Below are 17518 nucleotides of genomic sequence, written 5' to 3'. Positions count from 1 at the left end.
CGTTCGTATTTCTCATGAAATTTTTCGTTTTCGCTGTCTTTTCCTGCTTCCTTTTAGCCATGCTCTGGGCGCTGTCCGGCTGCGGCAATGCGTCGTCATCGACCGGGCAAACGGCCGCTTCGGATACCATTCCCCCGCTGTTTACGCTGCTTTCTCCCGACCAGACCCACATCGATTTCTCCAATAATCTGACCGAAGGCCCGAATACGAACGTTCTGATGTACGAGTACTTCTACAACGGCGGGGGCGTAGCCGTGGGCGACGTCAACGGCGATGGGCTGGAAGACCTGTATTTTACGGCCAACATGACGCCGAACCGCCTGTACCTGAACAAAGGGAATATGCAGTTTGCCGACGTGACGGCTGCCGCCGGGGTAGCCGGCCGCGAAAGCCCCTGGAAAACTGGGGTAACTATGGCCGACGTGAACGGCGACGGACGACTCGATATCTATGTAAGTTACTCCGGCACGATTCGGGCCGAGAACCGCATTCCCGAACTCTTTATCAACGACGGCCCCGATGCCAATGGGGTGCCGCACTTTACGAACCGCACGGCTGAGTACGGCCTTGATCGCCCGGCGCAGAGCACACAGACCGTCTTTTTTGACTACGACCTCGATGGGGACCTGGACCTGTTTCAGCTCAACCACAATCCGCGCCTGCTGCCCGTGCTCGAACCAGCCGCTACGGCCGCTCTGCTGAAGCAGACCAGCCCCGAAATTGGCGTCCGGCTGTTCAGAAACACCCGCAACCGCTTCGAAGACGTAACCGACCGCTCGGGCCTGAGCAGCTCCGTACTGACGTATGGTCTGGGCGTGGGCGTATCGGACCTGAACAACGACGGCTGGCCCGACCTCTACGTATCGAACGACTACGGCGTACCCGATTACCTGTACCTCAACAACCACAACGGTACGTTTACGGACGCCCTCAAACGCAGCGTTGGGCATACGTCGAACTTTTCGATGGGCAACACCGTGGCCGACCTGAATAACGACGCCCGGCCCGATATCCTGACGCTCGATATGCTGCCGGAAGACAACCGGCGGCAGAAACTGCTGCTGGCTCCCGACAACTACGAAAAATACGAGTTGGCAGTAGCATCGGGATTTCACCACCAGAACATGCGCAATATGCTGCAGATCAGCAACGGCGCGGACCGGGATGGCGTACCGTCATTCCGGGAAATTGGCCAGCTGGCGGGCATTTCCAATACCGACTGGAGCTGGGCACCCCTCGCGGCCGATTATGACAACGATGGCTGGAAAGATCTGTTCATCACGAACGGCTACGTCCGGGATTACACGAATCAGGACTTCCTGAAGTACATGAACGACTTCATGCAGAATCGCCCGACGAACCCGAGTCGGGAGGAGGTGCTGCAACTGGTGCATCAGATGCCGGCGTCGAACGTGATCAACTACATGTTCAGGAACCGGGGTGGCCGGGCTGACGAAGTGCGCTTCGACAATGTAGGCGCGGCCTGGGGACTAGCGCAGGCGTCGAACAGTACCGGCGCGGTCTACGCGGACCTCGACAACGACGGCGACCTGGATCTGGTGACCAACAACACGAATCAACCCGCGTTCATTTACCGCAACGACGTCGAAAACCGCCTGAAACATCACTACCTGACCGTGAGTCTGGCAGGCGCTGGTGCCAACACGCAGGGGCTGGGTGCCAAAGTGACGCTGTACCGGGCCGGTCGGCAGCAGTTTCGGGAGCAGATGCCGACGCAGGGCTATCAATCGAGCGTATCGCCCCGGCTGCACTTCGGGCTGGGTACGGATCCGGTCATTGATTCGCTGCGGGTGGTCTGGCCGGGCGGTAAACAGCAGGTGCTGACGAACGTAAAGGCCGATCAGGTGCTGACCCTGAAAGCCGCCGACGCCCGGTCAACGTACCGGCCGGTGGTTGCGGACCCCACGGTTTTCCGCGAGGTGAAATCGCCGGTTGTGCATACGTTTCCTGCCGCGCCGATCAATGATTTCAAACGGCAGCCACTGCTGGTTAATGCCGTCTCGCACAGTGGTCCGTGTATGGCCAAAGCCGATGTGAACGGCGACGGCCGTGAGGATGTGTTTGTAGGGGGCACCAGTGGACAGCCCGGAACGGTATACGTGCAACAGGCCGATGGGCAGTTCAGCCGGCAGCCGCAGCCGGGGTTTGAGGGCGACAAAGCCAGTGAGGATACCGACGCGGTCTTTTTCGATGCCAACGGCGATGGCTTCCCCGATCTGTACGTTTGCAGCGGGGGGTATCATAATTTTGACGCGGACAAATCCCCGGAGCTGCAGGACCGCCTGTATCTGAACAACGGCCAGGGGCAGTTTACCAGGAGCCCGAATGCCCTGCCGGTCATGCTGACGAGTACGAGCTGCGCGCGGGTAGGGGACCTGAACGGCGACGGTCGGCCCGATCTGTTCGTGGGCGGGCGTGTGATTCCTGGTCGATACCCCGAAACGCCCCGCAGCTACCTGCTTATCAACGCGGGCAATGGTACGTTTACTGACCAGACGGCGAAGCTGGCGCCAAATCTCGAACGGATCGGTATGGTGACCGACGCGGCCTGGACTGACCTCAACGGCGACCGCAAACCGGAACTGGTGGTAGTAGGGGAGTGGATGCCCATTACGGTGCTGGGCTGGCAATCGAACCAGTTGATGGATCGGACAAAAGACTTTCTGGAAAAAGAGTACCGGGGCTGGTGGAATAAACTGCTGGTCGATGACCTCAACGGCGATGGTCGGCCGGATCTGGTGGTGGGTAATCAGGGATTGAACACCCAATGCCGCGCCAGTGACAAGGAGCCGGCCGAACTGGTGTACAAAGATTTTGACAACAACGGAAAAATTGATCCGGTGCTGTGTCTGTACGTACAGGGCCGGAGCTACCCCCACGCCACCCGCGACGAACTGCTTGATCAGCTGGCGATGCTGCGCCCGCGGTTTACAACCTACGACAAATACGCCAATGCTACGTTGTCGGACGTATTCACCGCCGATGAACTTGACGGTGCTCAGCGACTGACGGCGAATCAGTTACAGACGACCTGTCTGCTGAGCAGCCCATCGGGTAAACTGGCCGAAAAAGCCCTTCCCCTGGCGGCTCAGGTAGCGCCGGTGTTCACGCTGACGCCCCTCGACTTCGACCAGGACGGCCACAAAGACCTGTTGCTGTGCGGCAATACGACACACGCCCGGCTGCGGTTCGGGCGGGCCGATGCCAACTATGGCGTTCTGCTGCGGGGCGACGGAAAAGGCGGTTTTGCACCCGTACCACAGGCACAGTCCGGCTTTCGGCTGACGGGCGATGTACGGACTGTGCTGCCGGTCGGCAATACGCTATTGTTCGGCATTAATCAGCAGCCAATCCGGGCGTACCAGCGCCAGGGCAAGGCGGTACAGTGAAGCCAGTCAGTCTCAGTGATTTCTGAGTTGGCCGGCAGCCGTTTGCAGGGCCGAAGACAGCGCCACAAGTCGGGTCACTACGTCGCCTTCCGGTCCCAGGCGGGTGCTTAGATTCTGCGTTTTTGTGGACAGATCCGTCAGCAGCTGCGCCAGTTTTCCGGTGTCAATCTGTCCGCTTTTCAGTTGGTTCTTCACCTGTTCGAGCAGATCCACAATGTCGACGGTGTTATCAGCCTGGCGAAGCTGCTCCAGCCATTCGTCGATGATGCCCGTGCCACTCTGGGGTGTCGCGTTGGCAATATCCCCTTCGAGGGTGCTCATCGTAGCGTCGAGCAGGTCGGTTGAACGTTCGTGTGAGGTCATAATTGGTTAAAATTGGCTACCGAGATTACGTAGGGAATCGACCAGTTGCTTGAGCTGACTACCCGTTTGCGGATCAACTGCCGGATCTTTGGTGATCCGGTCCGTATGGCCCGCCAGGTTCATCAGCAACTGACGGATGCGATCCTGATCGGGACGCTCCGACCGAAGGTGCGTCCGGAGTTCGGCGAGTTCGGCACTGATGGCACTCGTTGGCCCATCGCCACGCAGGGCGTTCAGCCAGCCTTCGATCAGCAACAGGCCCTGGTCGGGCGATTGGGTAAGGGCGCTGGCATCACGACCTGAGCCAAACAGCCCCAGCGTATCGGCCAGCATTCGTTTTTCCAGTGGGTACGTTTCCATTGTATTAAAGCTTTTCACTGAAGTTCCGTAATACTTTCGACAGACTGATCAGTTTACCCGTCCAGGTGCCTTCAGACGTAGGAGCCTGGGCGGCCTGCTCCGCCTGGTCGGCAAGGCCGGACAGCAGCTGCCGGATATGACCACCGTTGGGCTGGGCTGCCTGAAGCTCCGTACGGAGTTCGTTGAGGTGACTCTGGAGCTGGTCCAGATTCGGGTCGCCGTGCAGTGCCTGCAGCCAGCCATCGATAAGCATGACACCCTGCGCCGGCGATACGCCTGCCTGGTTGCCGTCGCGGAAAAGGCCGAGCGTATCTTCGAGCATCCGCTCTTCCAGAATATTTGATCCTAACATGAGGTTTGTGGTTTGACAGTTTTCGGGTTTCGGTTTTCAGTTTGTGGTTTACGGTTTTCGGAGTTGGTACCGGAGTGCTTCGCGGCCAAGCCCAAAAACCGTAAACTGAATACTACAAACCACAAACCGTAACCCGAAAACCGATTTAAAACTGACTGCTGAAGTTCTGCAAGCGCAGAGCCAGGTCAGCGAGTTTGTTGATCGTTGGCTCCTGCAAATCGGAACCCTGCGCGATCTGATTCGTATGCTCGGCCAGCGACATCAGCAGTTCCCGGACGCGGTCAGCATCTGGGTTAGTAAACTGCAGCTGACCGCGCAATTCTTTCAACTTCTCTTCAATGTTGACCGTCTTGCGGGAGTTGTCGGCTTCTAGAACCGTCAACCATTTATTGATGAGCTGGACGCCATCCGTGGGCGAGGCCGTAGCCGAACTACCTTCGCCGAACATCGTTTGCATTTGCTCGAATAAACGCTGATCCAATGCGTGTGAAGCCATGTTTTTGTCAGGGGTTTGGGGGTGTCAGTTAACCGTAAACCGTCTAAACGGCCGTTGAAAATTGACCCGCAAAGTTACGAAGTGCCGTTGCCAGGGTATTCAGGCGGGACGGGACATCGCCCTCCGTTTCGGCAGCCAGGCGCTCGGTTTGGTCGGCCAGCTGGTTGAGTAACTGCTTCATCCGCCCAGCATTCGGTGAGCCGGTTTGCAGCTCGTCGCGCAGTTCGGTGAGCGGCTGCATGATTTTGCCGGCTTCGTGGTTGTTTTTGACGGACGAGAACCAGTCGGTAATGAGTGAGATGCCTTCCTGAAGTGAAACGGCCTGGCCCTGGTCGAAGGCGCGAACGGTTTCGTCAATAAGCGTTGTTGCTTTCGATCCTTCCGTTTGAGAATGTTGATTTGCCATAAGTTGAGTCATTAATCGTTCTTCTAAAACCCGACCATCGCCGGTTTGTTTTGGCCGTAAAAAAAGAGATGCTTCCACTGGATGGAAGCATCTCGTTAACAGGTTTGTGTGGGGCCTAGCTCGAACGGCCGCCTGAGGAACCGGTCTCCGAATCGCTCTGACCACCGCTGATGGAACTGCCGCCTACTGAGCCGCTGTGCATGTCGCGGTCGGTACCTGAGTTGGAAGTACCCTTTTCGGCCGTCGAACCGGTTCCGTAGCCGGAGCCATAGGAGCCACCCCCCTGGGTGTTGCCGGCGTCGGGCACTCCCGACTGACCGTAGTTGTCGCCCCCAACGCTCTCCGACCCGGTCTGGCGGGCGCTGGTAGCGTCATTGGTGGTGTTGCGGGGTTCCATTCCACCGTCGCTGCCGGTCGGATCATCCATGTAGGATTGAGTTGATCCCGAGGTCGTAGTGCCGGCGCCACTGGTCGACGAGTTGCCGCCAACGGTGCTGGACATAGGGGCCTGTCCACCCGTATTGGCCGGACCGGCCTGGCCCGTGAGTTGCTGCTGGAAACTGCCCAGAGCGTCGACCAGGGCGTTTACCCGGGTTTGCACGCCCGTATCGGCAGAATTGGCAGCGTCGCGGGCCTGATCCGTAAGCGCCTTCAGAATTGTCGAAATCTCGGATGTGCTCGGATTGCCTTTCTGCAACTCCGTTTTCAGGGCGCTGAGGCTGTCCGAAATCGGATTCGCCTGTTCGTCCGTCGACCGGAATGCACTAATCCAACTGTCGATCAGCGTAATGCCATCCTGCGGAGAGACCGCCGTTACGTTGCCGTTGAATGCCTGAATGGTTTGGTCAATCAGACCAGATGCTTGTTGTTCGAATGCCATGGGTTTGTTGGTTTAGACTATCGTATTGAAATAGGGCGAAACAGAGCCGCCCGTTTACTGCTCATTGGCCGAGGTATCGGCAAGCTGCCGGTGCAGGCTTTCCAGCGTGGCAATAAGCTGCTGGAGCTCTACTTCTTCAGCGCTGGCTTCGGCCGAACGGGCTACCTGCTGCGTCTGGTCGATCAGGTCCTGCAGCAGCGACGTGATGCGGCCGGTATTGGGTTGTTCAACGGCCTGCGGATCAAGCTGCGCCCGCAGTTCTTCCAGAATATCAACGATCGCGTCGGTGCTGTCGAGTCCGTTGTTTTCCAGTACGTTGAGCCACTCGTCAATGAGTTGGACGCCCTCCTTGGGCGTGGTTTCGTGAATGTCGCTGTCGAGCACATCGTCCATGCGTTCGATCAGGGCTACCGTTTCCGGATTTTTTGATGTAAGTGCCATGTTGTTGTGAAATGTCTTTGGTTGATGGTTCGTGGTTAGTGGTTCGTGGTTTGTGGTTTGTGGTTTGTTCTTAAACTGTCGAACTACGAACTACAAACCACGAACCACTAACCACGAACCAACTACAAACCACGAACTACAAACTATTTAGCCATTCCCTGCGCGAAGTCCCGGAGGGCCGTAGCGAGGTTGCGCAGTTCCTGTTTGTTTTGTCCTTCGGCCGCATTGTTGGCCAGGTCTTCGGTCTGGCCGGCCAGATCGCGCATCACCCGTTCCACTTCGCGCATGTTGTTGGAGTCGAGCGCATCGCGTAGCTTCGCCAGCGGCTCGGCCACCCACTGCGTATTGACGTTCGTGCGGACGATCGCAATCCAGTCTTCTACCAGATTGACGCCGTGTTCGGGCGAGGTAGCCGGAGCGCCCCCGCCGAGGGTGTGCAGGGTGTCGTCAATCATGGTGGCTATTTTCTGATCGTGATGTGCCATGTTTCTAGTTGAGTTTGACGTTTGTTGAGTACTAGTTTTTAGGTTACGCCGGCCTTTGGCGTCAGTTTACCGGAGCGCCAATCGCCGTACGCCGAATAGAGAAAACCGGAACTAAAGTCGGTTAAGGTCGAGGGCGAACGAACGGAGCGATCCCGCGAGTTGATTAAGCGAGTCCGCGTAAGACGAGCCGACGGTGCGCGACAGGGATTCGGTTTGCTGAGCCACCTGATTGAGCAGGTCGCGGGTGCGGGCTGTGTCGGGCTGCGGGTTACTCAGTTCGTCGTAAAGTGCCTGCAAACTCTGGGCAGCAGGTTGGGCACCTTCCGTATGATTCAGTACGGAGAGCCAGTCTTTGATCAAGTCTGCGCCGGTGCTGGGTTCGAGATCGCGTTGCTGCAGGGTCTGCAGGGTGTCGTCCAGCATGTTAATTGGATGCGCGTGTGCCATAACGTTGAATGGTAATGTTTGTAGGGAACAAACTTGACCATTCAGCGATTGTTCGCATAGAGAATCTGTTTTTCCTGAAAACCTATTGAATGACTAGAGAGTAATGGATGCGACTCGTTTACAACCCGAATTGCAGTACCAGTTTGCCCGCAGTGGCGGCAAAGGCGGGCAGAACGTCAACAAAGTGGCGACGAAGGCCGAGCTGCGGTTCAGCGTTCGGGAGTCGGCCCTGCTGACGGAAGAGGAGCGGGCTATACTGCTGGAAAAGCTGGCTGCCAAGCTGACCACCGAGGGCGAACTGGTGCTGAGCCATCAGACCGAACGGACACAGCTGGCCAACAAAGAGAAGGTGACCAAGAAGTTTTACCGGCTCATCGAAAAGGCGTTCGAGCAGCAGAAACCCCGCAAGGCTACCAGGCCCACGAAGGCATCCGTAGCGGAGCGCCGGGCCGAGAAACAGCGCAAAGGCGAGGTGAAGGCAGGCAGGAAGAAAGTCGAGTATTAGCCCGTCAACGAGCAAAGTCGTGATCGGCTGGTTGACTTTGTTTGTTCATAAGCAATCGATCACTGGAACACCCCGCTGGGTAATTGTGGGCTCACTTACCATCGGCTCCCAGCAAGTTATCAATGGTCACTTTGGCTTTATAATAAGGGTCCAACTTGCTCACTCCCGTGTCTGAAAAGCCCATCCACGCCTGGCGAATAATCCCTTGCTGGTCGACAACGTAGGTAGTGGGATAGCCCATGACATAAAACGAGCGGGCGAGGCCACGAGCGTCGGCGACAATTTTAAAGTTGAAGGGAGATTTCTCAAAAAAAGCGGGTGTTAGCCGGTCTGCTTTGTCCGTTGAGAAACCAAGAAAAAGAACGTTTTTTCCCTTATACTTCTCTACCAGCTTATTGAGAGCGGGCATTTCAGCCACACAGGGTGCGCAGCCCATGAACCAGAAGTTTATTACGAGAATCTTTCCAGCTAACGAAGTGGTATCGTAGGTTTCTCCAGTCAGCGTTTTAAATGATGACAAAGGCGCTTTTTGGCCTTTCATACAGTCTGACCAATCCTGATAGCTTTGTTGAAGCGTCTGAGCAGCGGGGCTGAAGAGTGTAAACGATGCGGATTGATTGGCCCGTCTGCTATCGGATACTGCCTGCCTAGCTTTCTGAAACGTTTCAGAACAGAGCTTCAGCGAATGGATTTGAGCATAGAGGCTTTCTGCGTGAAGCAGGTAAATCAACGTAAATCCGTATACGAGTAAGGGCTTGACCGGTGAGGAGTTCATTGGTCGTGAGGTTCGGGGTAAACGTATCTGGATAACGACGTCTAAGGGGTATTCTTTTACTCAGGCCCGTGTATCTATTGACCGTATGGTTCATGGTGCTGAATAGCGTTAAGCGACTACGTATCAACCGGCTGACGCATTATAGCAAAGAACTAATTTTGTGTTCTGTAGTGCTTATCTCCTAAAACGTTAACCGTTTGTAAAACGACACGATTCGCTTGGTCGCCATGATAATCGGTATCAGGCGGCACTAATAACTCCCCGTTTTGATGATCCCGTAGAGAGAAAACAACCGGTAATATGTAATGTCCAACGTAGTTTGGGTTCAGCGGAGGAAGTCGATTAAGGGTTGATTGTACGACGGCATCATAGAATTTGTGGTGTGCCCCGTGAAGCCACTACACTCACGAAGGCAAGCTACTTTAACCGAGTAATGCCTTCTTTAGGGTCGTAATCGAACGGTAACTCATCCGCCATTAATTCCCAAGCCCAATATCCCTGATTACGAATACCGCGAGGAGGCCAGAACTGTCCATTCGCTTCCACAGTGACGTTGGACGCCAGCATTCGCATCAAGGTCTTTTGAAAAGCGTCAGGATTGTCATATAGCGTTGAACGGTGCGTTCGCTGATACTCATAGGGTTCTTTCTCTTTGGTATAGATCACTTGAATCAAATCACTGAAGGCCACAACGGACTGAAGAGCCGTTGACCGAACCGTGTCTAACAAGTGCCTGTAGGCGGCCATTGGTAAAGAAACCCATCGCTTCGGGTTCGTCAACGATTTGACAGATACGGTTGTATCACCGGCTACCCCAAGTAGTCCTATCTCCCCTTGCCTGCTCGTTCGTTCAATAACTTTTTGAATCGTAAATCCTTCCTGAGCTAACTGGCGTCGATACAAAGCCCGGCCAAAATGCATCAATGATCCAAAGTAAGCTTTTTGTCGGTTCGCCTGCCAACGTTTAGCTTCTGGCTCAGTAGCAGGGGTCAAGGGCTCAAAAACGGGATCGCCCTGGTAGGAAAGAAGAGCGGATGAATCCGTATAGGCGAAGTGCTCCAGCTGAAATTTAATCCGGTACCCCAACGCTCGATTTTCAACCAATAAAGGTTCCTGAGCGGAAGCTCTGAGCGTGTCACCTCGCTGAGAGAACGACAGTACCTGTGGATTGAGTAATTGGCAGTATCGCGCGTTTTGACTCCTTCCAATGAATAGTTCGGTAAACAGACTGAGCTGTTTAGCCCAGTTGGCATCTCTTCGACGGCGGGCTGTAATGGTAATGCCATCCAATTGATTAGCCAGCGGTTTGAGTATAAATCGATACTGCTTTTGTTCCTGCGTCTGAATCGTTGTTTTAAGGGTAGCGAAACCAACGTAGGAGACGATCAAGTCAAATTTGCCGGAAGGAACGTTAAGTAACGTGAATGAACCGTTTTGATCGGTCATTGTCCCTTTGGTCGTGCCGGAAAGAAAAACGTTGGCGAATGGTAATGCTTCCTGATTGTTACCATTTTGAACCTGCCCTCGAATCGTCGTTTGAGCCCAGTTAAACTGGGTCAATAGCAATGTGACAGAAATCGTCAGAACCGCTTTAAGCAGCATACTCTTATAAATGGGATGGGTTGTTGTACAAGTGCATTTCGGTTAGCTGACAGTAAAATAAAGGCGTATACGGCATTCAGCCAGTGCCCAAGAACAAGCAGTCATTGATGTATTCTACGACGTCGTCAAATAAAAAGAAAAAGTCAGCCGGGAGAATGAGTACCATGGCTCAACTGCTTTAAAACAAATAACCCAGCTCTTCACAAGCTGGGTCAAAACAGAAAAGAACTTTCTACAACTCCCGAATCCGGATGTTCCGGTACCAGACTTTCTCGTCCGGGCTGTGGTTCTGCAAGGCAATCTTACCTTTGGCGTGGGGCGTCGCGTAGGCCCAGTTGGCAAACTTGCTCTTAGCCACCATCGCTTTCCACTCGTCGGTGCCATACTGGTAATCGACCACTTTTTTGCCGTTCAGGTAGTGTTCGACGTGGTTGTTGTTGACCACAATCCGGCCTTTGTTCCACTCGCCGGCGGGTTTCACGGCGGTCGGGTCGTTGGGAGCTATCATGTCGTAATTAGCACCCGTCAACTGGCTGCCTTTTAGCTTGGTGCTGTTGCCCTGGGCGTCTTTGATCCGGTAGAACTCGTCGTCGATCACCTGGTATTCCGGCCCCGACATATACGTCGTTTTATTGTCGGGGCTTTCGATGATTTTGTACACAACTCCGCTGTTGCTGCCTTTCGGAATCTTGAACTCAAACTCCAGGTCAAAATTCTCGTAGTCCTTGTCGGTTACCAGGTCGCCACCCGTCCCGTCGGGCGTCAACGTACCGTCTTCCACGTTCCAGCCGATGGCGCGGTCTTTCAGGTAGCTGTGCCAGCCTTTTACTTCTTTGCCGTTGAACAGCGTGACCCACTTACCGGGGGCGTCGTAGGTGGTTCGGAAACCGGGCAGGGCAACGGCCCCGGCCAGTAAGCCGACCAGAATAAGGGTTGTCTTTTTCATGGTACAGAATGGTTTGCGTTGGTTTTGTCGTCGTTTACAAATATGTACTTCCTACGTTGCGTTCATAATCTTCATTGCGTTCGGATCCCAGCCGACAAGCTTCTTCTCAAAATAACTCATGTTGCCGCACTGAGTCGGTCCGCAGGCGCGCAGGCCGAACGTAGCGTCCTCGATGTTCGGTGTTTTGTCGCGGATCGAGTTGAAGAAGTTCACAAAGTGCTCGTAGCGGTCGCCTTTGTAGTCTTTCGGCACCATGTACTTGAACTCTTTCGGACCTTCCATCTCGGGCCGCTGCGGGTACAGTTTAGTGTACTCGGCAACAAACAGTTCTTTCTGATCCTTAGGAAAATTGTCGATCGACATGCCCGGGGCTTTTGGAAACTTGTTCCGCCGGACCGTCAGGCTATCCCAGCCGATGGACAGATCGCCCTCCGTGCCAACCAGCCGTACCAGGTAACCGCCCCCGCCCCCGTCGACGAAGTTTGAGCGGGTTGTCAGGTTAAACTCGGGGTGCTCGGCGGTTTTGGGGTAATCGTAGATACTCAACTGAATGTCGGGTACGTCGCGGCCGTCTTTCCAGTAGCGCAGCCCACCGCTCGAATACACCCGGTTAGGTCCCTTGGAGCCGGTGATGGTATGCAGCGTCGTCAGCAGGTGAACGTAGAGGTCGCCCGCGATCCCGGTACCGTAGTCCCGGTAGTTCCGCCAGCGGAAGAAACGGAGCGGGTCCCAGGGGCGTTTGGGCGCACTGCCCAGGTACGTATCCCAGTCGACGGTCTGCGGAGAGGCATCGGGCGGAATCGAATATTGCCAGGCACCCATGGCGCTGTGGCGGTCATACTGCGCTTCGGCAAACACCAGCTCGCCGATGTCGCCGGCTTTCAGCAGTTCTTTGGCTTTGGAGATAATGATCGAACTGGCAAACTGACTACCGACCTGAAACACCTTGCCTGTGTCTTTCGAAACCTTGATCAGCGTGTGGCCATCCTCGACTTTCTGAACCATCGGTTTTTCGCAGTACACGTGCTTGCCTTTCCGCATGGCGTCGGAGGATATTTTCTCGTGCCAGTGGTCGGTGGTGGCGTTGATCACCGCGTCGATATCGGAGCGGTCCAGCAGTTCGCGGTAATCGCGGGTGGTTGTCAACTGGTCTCCCCAGAGTTCCTTGGCCCGGCGCAGACGGCCGTCGTAGAGGTCGCAGGCGGCTACCATCTCGACACCGTCGACCATCAGGGCGGTCTGCGTATCGCCGATGCCCATGCCGCCCGTACCGATCAGCGCAATACGTACCTTGCTGTTGGCGGCCGTGCTGTTGTGACTTTTGATGAGGTTGAGATACTGGGCCGATGAACCCGTCGAAGCGGCCAGCGTTTCAGGGGCTGCCGCAGCCGCCGTACCGGCCAGGCCGAGGGTTTTCAGAAACGATCGGCGCGAAGAATTGTCATGCTGCATAGGTTGTTCGATTTACTATAACCCGAACGCTCGTTGACGTTGAGGATTGTATTCGTAAAAGGGTCGGAACCGCCGTAGCTACTGAATAGTATCAATTTCATTATTACCCCAAACCCCTGAAGGGGCTTAGCTCCGCTTACCATGGACTCTTGAAATTAGCAGCGCTAAGCCCCCTCAGGGCGGTCCGGCGTACCGGTTTGACTGATACGCCAACGCTATTCTGAAGTGGCACGAACGCAAAAAAGCCGGGGACTTTTGTCCCCGGCTGCGAACAGTCTGTTGATGGTTGGTAAGGTAATTAGATAACGTCCTGCCGTGCGGCTTCCGGATCGTTGTATTTCAGGTCCAGACCCTCGGTCGATTTCTGATCAGACCGATCAGAACCCGTAATCATATCGTCAGCCTTGACGCTGCTCTCGTCCATCGATGCGCGGGGTTGCTCGCGCATCTCCTCAGCTTCCTGAGGCCGTTCGCCGGGCTTGTACGTATCCGTGTCCTTCGCGTCAACGTCGTACGGACGCGCCGATTCACCGGTGTCGGGTTCGTCTTTCATGCCTTCTTCCGGCCCGGCCGACATCCCTTCGTACTGGTTGCCCGGCACGATCTCACCCGGGGTTACACCCGCAGGCGTTACTCCATCCGGTACTACGTCGTTCCGTTCGACCCCGTCGGCCGCAATTTTGCCCGGCATATCCGTACCAGCGGTCGGATCGGCCGAAAACGAGGACGTGAACGTAACAAAATTAGTTGCGTTGATGTCCGGCAGCGGTTCCGTACCCGGCTCCTGAATGGGCGGGTTTACGGGCGGTACTTCCGGCAACGGCGGATACTCCGGTACCGGGCCGTTCGGCGTTGGGGGCTGCGGGGTATCGGGCGCGGGAGGCACCGGGTTATTAGGATCGGGCGTTCCTGGGGTTGGCGGAATCATATCGCCTGTCGGAACCGCCCAGCCACCGAATGAACTGGTGGGCGTCGCGTTCGGGTCTGTTTCCGTCCGGTCGTTGGCCGCTTCGTTTTCCGAAGGCAGACCAGCGTTCACCGACGAACCTGCATCCGGATTACCCGTAATTTCGGCCGTGGCAATCGGATCATCAGGCACAGCATTGCTGTCCGTAACAAAACCGCCCGCCCGCAGAGCCGCTTCCGACGTTTCGTATTTTTTCTTGTCATCACCGGTTAGTGCCCGCTCTTCGTCGCTTCCCAGGCGAATACGCGGCATATCTTCGGAGACATCACCGGTGGTCTTCGCGGTTGGTTCGAGCTTGCCGTCTACCAGTTTGACCATATTTGTTTCGGCTTGATCAACCCCAAACATCGTTTCCGCGTCATCGCTGGATACCTGATTGGCTTCTCGTGCGCCATCAGAAAGATTTGCTGATTGTGCCATGGTTGTTCGTGTTAATGGTCTATAAACAACCACCGGCCGCGCAAAAGGTTTTACGTAGCCTGGATGCAAACGCTGGAACACCGGCCCGGTCCCGGGCTACCTGAGGGCGTCGAACAGAATCTCGGCCGGGTGCTGGGCGTGGCGACCGGTACCGTCTTTGATCTGATGGCGGCAGCTGGTGCCGGCTGCTGAGATGATAACGTCACTGGTCGTCTGTCGGATAGCCGGGAATAGCACCAGTTCGCCAATCTGCATCGAGATGTCGTAGTGTTCGGTTTCGTAGCCAAACGAGCCCGCCATCCCACAGCATCCCGACGGAATAAGCTGCACGCTGTAATTTGGCGGCAGGGACAGAATCTTTTTGACCGGTACCATCGACGACAGGGCCTTCTGATGACAATGGCCGTGGATTTTCACCTGTCGGGCTTCCGTCGTAAACTGGCTTCGGTCGATACGTTTGGCATCGGCCTCCCGGGCGAGCCACTCTTCAAACAGAAATGTATGCCGGGCGATGCGCTGGGCGTCGGCTTTCAGATCGGCCGGCACCAGATCCGGGTATTCGTCGCGGAACGTCAGGATGGCCGAGGGTTCCAGCCCAACCAGCGGGCTGTTTTCCTTGACCTTGTCTTTCAGCAGCGTAACGTTGCGGATGGCAATCGCCCGGGCGTCGTCCACCAGACCTTTCGATAGGTACGTCCGGCCGCTTTCGACATGCTCGGGAATGCTTACGTCATACCCTAAACGTTGCAGCAACTGAATGGCTTTCTGGCCTACTTCAACGTCGTTGTAGTTCGTAAACTCGTCGGCGAAGAGAAGGGGGCGGGGGGCCTGGGGCGAGGGGCGTGGAGCATGGATACCAGCATCCGCTCCCTGCCCTAAGCCCCCTGCCCCAAGCCCCCTGCTCTTCGCCCACTGACGTAGCGTCGTTCCCGCCAGCCGGGGCATGGTACGCTCGGGGTGAAAGCCGACGGTGCGGTTGGCAATCCGGCGCAGGGCCGGGCTGTCGTAGATGGCGTTGTAGGCCCAGGGAGCCAGGCTCGCCAGCGACATGAGCCGGGTGAAATTGCCCACCAGTCGGGCCCGCATCGGCACGCCTTTTTCGGCGTAATACTGCTGCGTAAACTCGGCTTTCATGCGGGTCATGTCCACGCTCGACGGGCACTCGGCTTTGCAGGCTTTACACGACAGGCACAGGTCCAGTACGTCCTTCACGGCTTCGTAGTCGTGCTGGGCCGGTTTGTCCTGACTGGTATAAAAATGCCGCAGGATGTTGGCCCGGGCGCGGGTGGTGTCGTGTTCGCTGCGGGTGGCCATGTAGCTCGGGCACATCGTTCCGCCCGAGATGTGGGTTTTGCGGCAGTCGCCGGAGCCGGAACATTTTTCGGCCAGTTCGAGCAGGCCACCGTCTTTCGAGAAATCAAAAATAGTTGTTGGCTGCGGAACGGGCTTGTCGGCTTCGTAGCGCAGAAACTCATTCATCGGGGGCGTATCGACCACCTTGCCGGGGTTGAAGAGCCGGTGCGGGTCCCAGAGCGCCTTAATGTCCTTGCACAACTGGTAGTTTTCGGGCCCGAGCATGAAAGCAATGCATTCGCCCCGCAGCCGCCCGTCGCCGTGTTCGCCCGAGAGCGATCCACCATAGCGTTTAACGAGCTGGGCCGTGTCCATCAGCAGCGACCGGAATTTCTGCCGCCCTTCCGACGATTTGAGGTTGATCAGGGGCAATACGTGCAGCTCACCGGCGCCGGCATGGGCCGAATACTCCAGCTTCAGGCCGTGATGCTCCCAGGCCATCCGGTCCAGTTCGTCGATGTAGTCGGGCAGGTCGCGGACGTCCACGGCCGTGTCCTCGATCACGTTCGCCGGTTTATCGTCGCCGGGAATGTTGTACATAATGCTCAGCCCGGCTTTGCGGAGCGCCCACGGTTTTTTGGTGTCGTCGCCGAAGAGAACGGGGTAGGCGTACCCCAGTCCTTTTGCCTGTAGTTCAGCTATAAAGTCGGTAGCTTTCTGGGCAACGCCCTCCGCCGTGTCGTCAAAAAACTCAACCATCAGAATGGCTTTTGGATCGCCTTCTGCGGGGTGGGGTTCCACGAACGTACGGTTGCGGGTTTGGTCGATGTTGGTTTTGGTCAGCTCCAGAATGTAGTCATCAACCAGTTCGGAAGCGGCACAGTGGTGGTCGAGGGCCACGAGGTTGGCTTCGAGCGATTGCCGGATGCTCAGGAAATGCCCGCAGACCAACGCCACTTCTTTAGGCGGCAGAGGGAGCAGGTTCAGCTTTGCTTCGGTGATGAAGCAGAGCGTCCCCTCCGAGCCGGCGATAAGATGGGCAAAGTTGAACGTAGAGGTTGGCGCGGACGGGTCGAAGAGTGTATTGCGTCCCTCAAAAAACGGCACCAGCGCATCGACCGCGTAGCCCGTGTTCCGGCGGGAAACGGTCGGTTTTGGGTAGCCTTCGTGGATGTGCTGCCGGGTGGCCGGGTTCGACAGCCACGTATTGACTTGCTGGTACAACTGCTGTTCCAGCGGGCTCACTGTAGATTCACCCGGTGTGGATTCACCCGGTGTGGACTCACCTCGGCATTTGGCGTCAAACTGCGCGTCAGTCAACGGGCCGAACGTCACCTCGGCCCCGTCGCTCAGCAGGGCTTTGACTTCGAGCAGATGGTCGCGGGTCGTGCCCCAGACGATGGAGTGCAGACCGCAGGAGTTGTTGCCGATCATCCCGCCGATCATGGCCCGGCTGGCGGTGGAGGTCTCCGGCCCGAACATCAGTCCGTAGGGTTTCAGATACGCATTGAGATCGTCGCGGATGACGCCCGGCTGTACTCGTACCCAGCGCTGTTCAGCGTTTACCTCCAGAATGTTGCCGAAATACTTTGAAATATCCACCACAATGCCGTTGCCCACGACCTGACCCGCCAGCGACGTACCGGCTGCACGGGGAATCAGCCCGATTGAGGCACCGTTGTGACCCTGCTGCGCAAACCGAATCAGTTGTTTAATATCGGCAACGGATTTTGGAATGGCCACGGCAACCGGCATCTCCTGATACACGGAGGCATCGGTCGCGTAGAGAATACGCTGGGCAGTATGTTCGGGGGATTCGTCAAAGTACAGTTCGCCCTCGAACGACGAGCGCAGGTCAGCAAATCGGGTAGGTGCTATTCGGAACATACCCTAAAGATACAACAAAACAGCCATTCGC

General features: G+C 56.2%; 17 protein-coding genes. 2 read left to right on the top strand and 15 right to left on the bottom strand.

Annotated features, from left to right (window positions below; all coding sequences use genetic code 11):
- Positions 1–14: 14 nt before the first annotated feature.
- Positions 15–3410, top strand: a complete 3396-nt coding sequence (locus DYU11_RS32390) for a VCBS repeat-containing protein (RefSeq protein ID WP_119671907.1) — start codon at positions 15–17, stop codon at positions 3408–3410.
- Between the two features lie 12 nt (positions 3411–3422).
- On the opposite strand, the gene DYU11_RS32385 is transcribed toward DYU11_RS32390, so the two are convergent.
- The 9 genes from DYU11_RS32385 to DYU11_RS32345 form a co-directional block, all read right to left on the bottom strand.
- On the bottom strand, positions 3423–3773 hold the full coding sequence (locus DYU11_RS32385) for a hypothetical protein (protein WP_119671906.1): 351 nt from the start codon (positions 3771–3773) through the stop codon (positions 3423–3425).
- Between the two features lie 6 nt (positions 3774–3779).
- Positions 3780–4133 (bottom strand): hypothetical protein, encoded by a 354-nt coding sequence (locus tag DYU11_RS32380; protein WP_119671905.1) that lies wholly within the window; start codon positions 4131–4133, stop codon positions 3780–3782.
- A gap of 4 nt (positions 4134–4137) precedes the next feature.
- On the bottom strand, positions 4138–4485 hold the full coding sequence (locus tag DYU11_RS32375) for a hypothetical protein (protein WP_119671904.1): 348 nt from the start codon (positions 4483–4485) through the stop codon (positions 4138–4140).
- Between the two features lie 145 nt (positions 4486–4630).
- On the bottom strand, positions 4631–4981 hold the full coding sequence (locus DYU11_RS32370; protein WP_119671903.1) for a hypothetical protein: 351 nt from the start codon (positions 4979–4981) through the stop codon (positions 4631–4633).
- 43 nt (positions 4982–5024) lie between these two features.
- The gene (locus DYU11_RS32365; RefSeq protein WP_229366171.1) at positions 5025–5387 is read right to left on the bottom strand and encodes a hypothetical protein; all 363 of its coding nucleotides are present in this window, start codon (positions 5385–5387) and stop codon (positions 5025–5027) included.
- A gap of 115 nt (positions 5388–5502) precedes the next feature.
- Positions 5503–6267: a hypothetical protein gene (locus tag DYU11_RS32360; protein WP_119671901.1), complete on the bottom strand. Its 765-nt coding sequence runs from the start codon at positions 6265–6267 to the stop codon at positions 5503–5505.
- 54 nt (positions 6268–6321) lie between these two features.
- Complete coding sequence (locus DYU11_RS32355; RefSeq protein ID WP_119671900.1) at positions 6322–6708, bottom strand: hypothetical protein; 387 nt, start codon at positions 6706–6708, stop codon at positions 6322–6324.
- A gap of 143 nt (positions 6709–6851) precedes the next feature.
- Complete coding sequence (locus tag DYU11_RS32350) at positions 6852–7193, bottom strand: hypothetical protein (RefSeq protein WP_119671899.1); 342 nt, start codon at positions 7191–7193, stop codon at positions 6852–6854.
- Positions 7194–7304: 111 nt separating this feature from the next.
- Complete coding sequence (locus tag DYU11_RS32345; RefSeq protein WP_147368096.1) at positions 7305–7640, bottom strand: hypothetical protein; 336 nt, start codon at positions 7638–7640, stop codon at positions 7305–7307.
- A gap of 103 nt (positions 7641–7743) precedes the next feature.
- Here DYU11_RS32345 and arfB point away from each other — a divergent pair, with 103 nt between their 5' ends.
- Positions 7744–8145, top strand: coding sequence for an alternative ribosome rescue aminoacyl-tRNA hydrolase ArfB (gene arfB, locus DYU11_RS32340; protein WP_119671897.1), 402 nt, complete (start codon positions 7744–7746; stop codon positions 8143–8145).
- Positions 8146–8236: 91 nt separating this feature from the next.
- Here the strand turns inward: arfB and DYU11_RS32335 are convergent, their stop codons facing one another.
- The 6 genes from DYU11_RS32335 to DYU11_RS32310 all read right to left on the bottom strand — a co-directional run bounded on the left by DYU11_RS32335 (position 8237) and on the right by DYU11_RS32310 (position 17487).
- Complete coding sequence (locus tag DYU11_RS32335; RefSeq protein WP_119671896.1) at positions 8237–8920, bottom strand: TlpA disulfide reductase family protein; 684 nt, start codon at positions 8918–8920, stop codon at positions 8237–8239.
- 417 nt (positions 8921–9337) lie between these two features.
- Positions 9338–10522, bottom strand: coding sequence for a carboxypeptidase-like regulatory domain-containing protein (locus DYU11_RS32330; protein WP_119671895.1), 1185 nt, complete (start codon positions 10520–10522; stop codon positions 9338–9340).
- 232 nt (positions 10523–10754) lie between these two features.
- On the bottom strand, positions 10755–11468 hold the full coding sequence (locus DYU11_RS32325; RefSeq protein WP_119671894.1) for a 3-keto-disaccharide hydrolase: 714 nt from the start codon (positions 11466–11468) through the stop codon (positions 10755–10757).
- Between the two features lie 51 nt (positions 11469–11519).
- A complete protein-coding gene (locus DYU11_RS32320) occupies positions 11520–12920 on the bottom strand; it encodes a Gfo/Idh/MocA family protein (protein ID WP_119671893.1) in 1401 nt (466 codons plus the stop codon).
- A gap of 298 nt (positions 12921–13218) precedes the next feature.
- Positions 13219–14307, bottom strand: coding sequence for a hypothetical protein (locus DYU11_RS32315; RefSeq protein ID WP_119671892.1), 1089 nt, complete (start codon positions 14305–14307; stop codon positions 13219–13221).
- Between the two features lie 96 nt (positions 14308–14403).
- Positions 14404–17487 (bottom strand): FAD-binding and (Fe-S)-binding domain-containing protein, encoded by a 3084-nt coding sequence (locus DYU11_RS32310; protein ID WP_119671891.1) that lies wholly within the window; start codon positions 17485–17487, stop codon positions 14404–14406.
- Positions 17488–17518: the final 31 nt, after the last annotated feature.

Source organism: Fibrisoma montanum (assembly GCF_003583365.1).
Lineage (GTDB): Bacteria > Bacteroidota > Bacteroidia > Cytophagales > Spirosomataceae > Fibrisoma > Fibrisoma montanum.
Note: the sequence above shows the minus strand (reverse complement) of the source record. Positions and strands in the feature narration are given on the sequence as shown.

What these genes read in the sequence shown, in the direction of transcription:
- arfB (WP_119671897.1), top strand. Translation starts at nt 7,744, where the DNA reads ATGGATGCGACTCGTTTACAACCCGAATTGCAGTACCAGTTTGCCCGC.
- DYU11_RS32330 (WP_119671895.1), bottom strand. Translation starts at nt 10,522, where the DNA reads ATGCTGCTTAAAGCGGTTCTGACGATTTCTGTCACATTGCTATTGACC.
- DYU11_RS32355 (WP_119671900.1), bottom strand. Translation starts at nt 6,708, where the DNA reads ATGGCACTTACATCAAAAAATCCGGAAACGGTAGCCCTGATCGAACGC.
- DYU11_RS32365 (WP_229366171.1), bottom strand. Translation starts at nt 5,387, where the DNA reads ATGGCAAATCAACATTCTCAAACGGAAGGATCGAAAGCAACAACGCTT.
- DYU11_RS32335 (WP_119671896.1), bottom strand. Translation starts at nt 8,920, where the DNA reads ATGAACTCCTCACCGGTCAAGCCCTTACTCGTATACGGATTTACGTTG.
- DYU11_RS32360 (WP_119671901.1), bottom strand. Translation starts at nt 6,267, where the DNA reads ATGGCATTCGAACAACAAGCATCTGGTCTGATTGACCAAACCATTCAG.
- DYU11_RS32315 (WP_119671892.1), bottom strand. Translation starts at nt 14,307, where the DNA reads ATGGCACAATCAGCAAATCTTTCTGATGGCGCACGAGAAGCCAATCAG.
- DYU11_RS32390 (WP_119671907.1), top strand. Translation starts at nt 15, where the DNA reads ATGAAATTTTTCGTTTTCGCTGTCTTTTCCTGCTTCCTTTTAGCCATG.
- DYU11_RS32380 (WP_119671905.1), bottom strand. Translation starts at nt 4,133, where the DNA reads ATGGAAACGTACCCACTGGAAAAACGAATGCTGGCCGATACGCTGGGG.
- DYU11_RS32375 (WP_119671904.1), bottom strand. Translation starts at nt 4,485, where the DNA reads ATGTTAGGATCAAATATTCTGGAAGAGCGGATGCTCGAAGATACGCTC.
- DYU11_RS32320 (WP_119671893.1), bottom strand. Translation starts at nt 12,920, where the DNA reads ATGCAGCATGACAATTCTTCGCGCCGATCGTTTCTGAAAACCCTCGGC.
- DYU11_RS32345 (WP_147368096.1), bottom strand. Translation starts at nt 7,640, where the DNA reads ATGGCACACGCGCATCCAATTAACATGCTGGACGACACCCTGCAGACC.
- DYU11_RS32325 (WP_119671894.1), bottom strand. Translation starts at nt 11,468, where the DNA reads ATGAAAAAGACAACCCTTATTCTGGTCGGCTTACTGGCCGGGGCCGTT.
- DYU11_RS32310 (WP_119671891.1), bottom strand. Translation starts at nt 17,487, where the DNA reads ATGTTCCGAATAGCACCTACCCGATTTGCTGACCTGCGCTCGTCGTTC.
- DYU11_RS32350 (WP_119671899.1), bottom strand. Translation starts at nt 7,193, where the DNA reads ATGGCACATCACGATCAGAAAATAGCCACCATGATTGACGACACCCTG.
- DYU11_RS32385 (WP_119671906.1), bottom strand. Translation starts at nt 3,773, where the DNA reads ATGACCTCACACGAACGTTCAACCGACCTGCTCGACGCTACGATGAGC.
- DYU11_RS32370 (WP_119671903.1), bottom strand. Translation starts at nt 4,981, where the DNA reads ATGGCTTCACACGCATTGGATCAGCGTTTATTCGAGCAAATGCAAACG.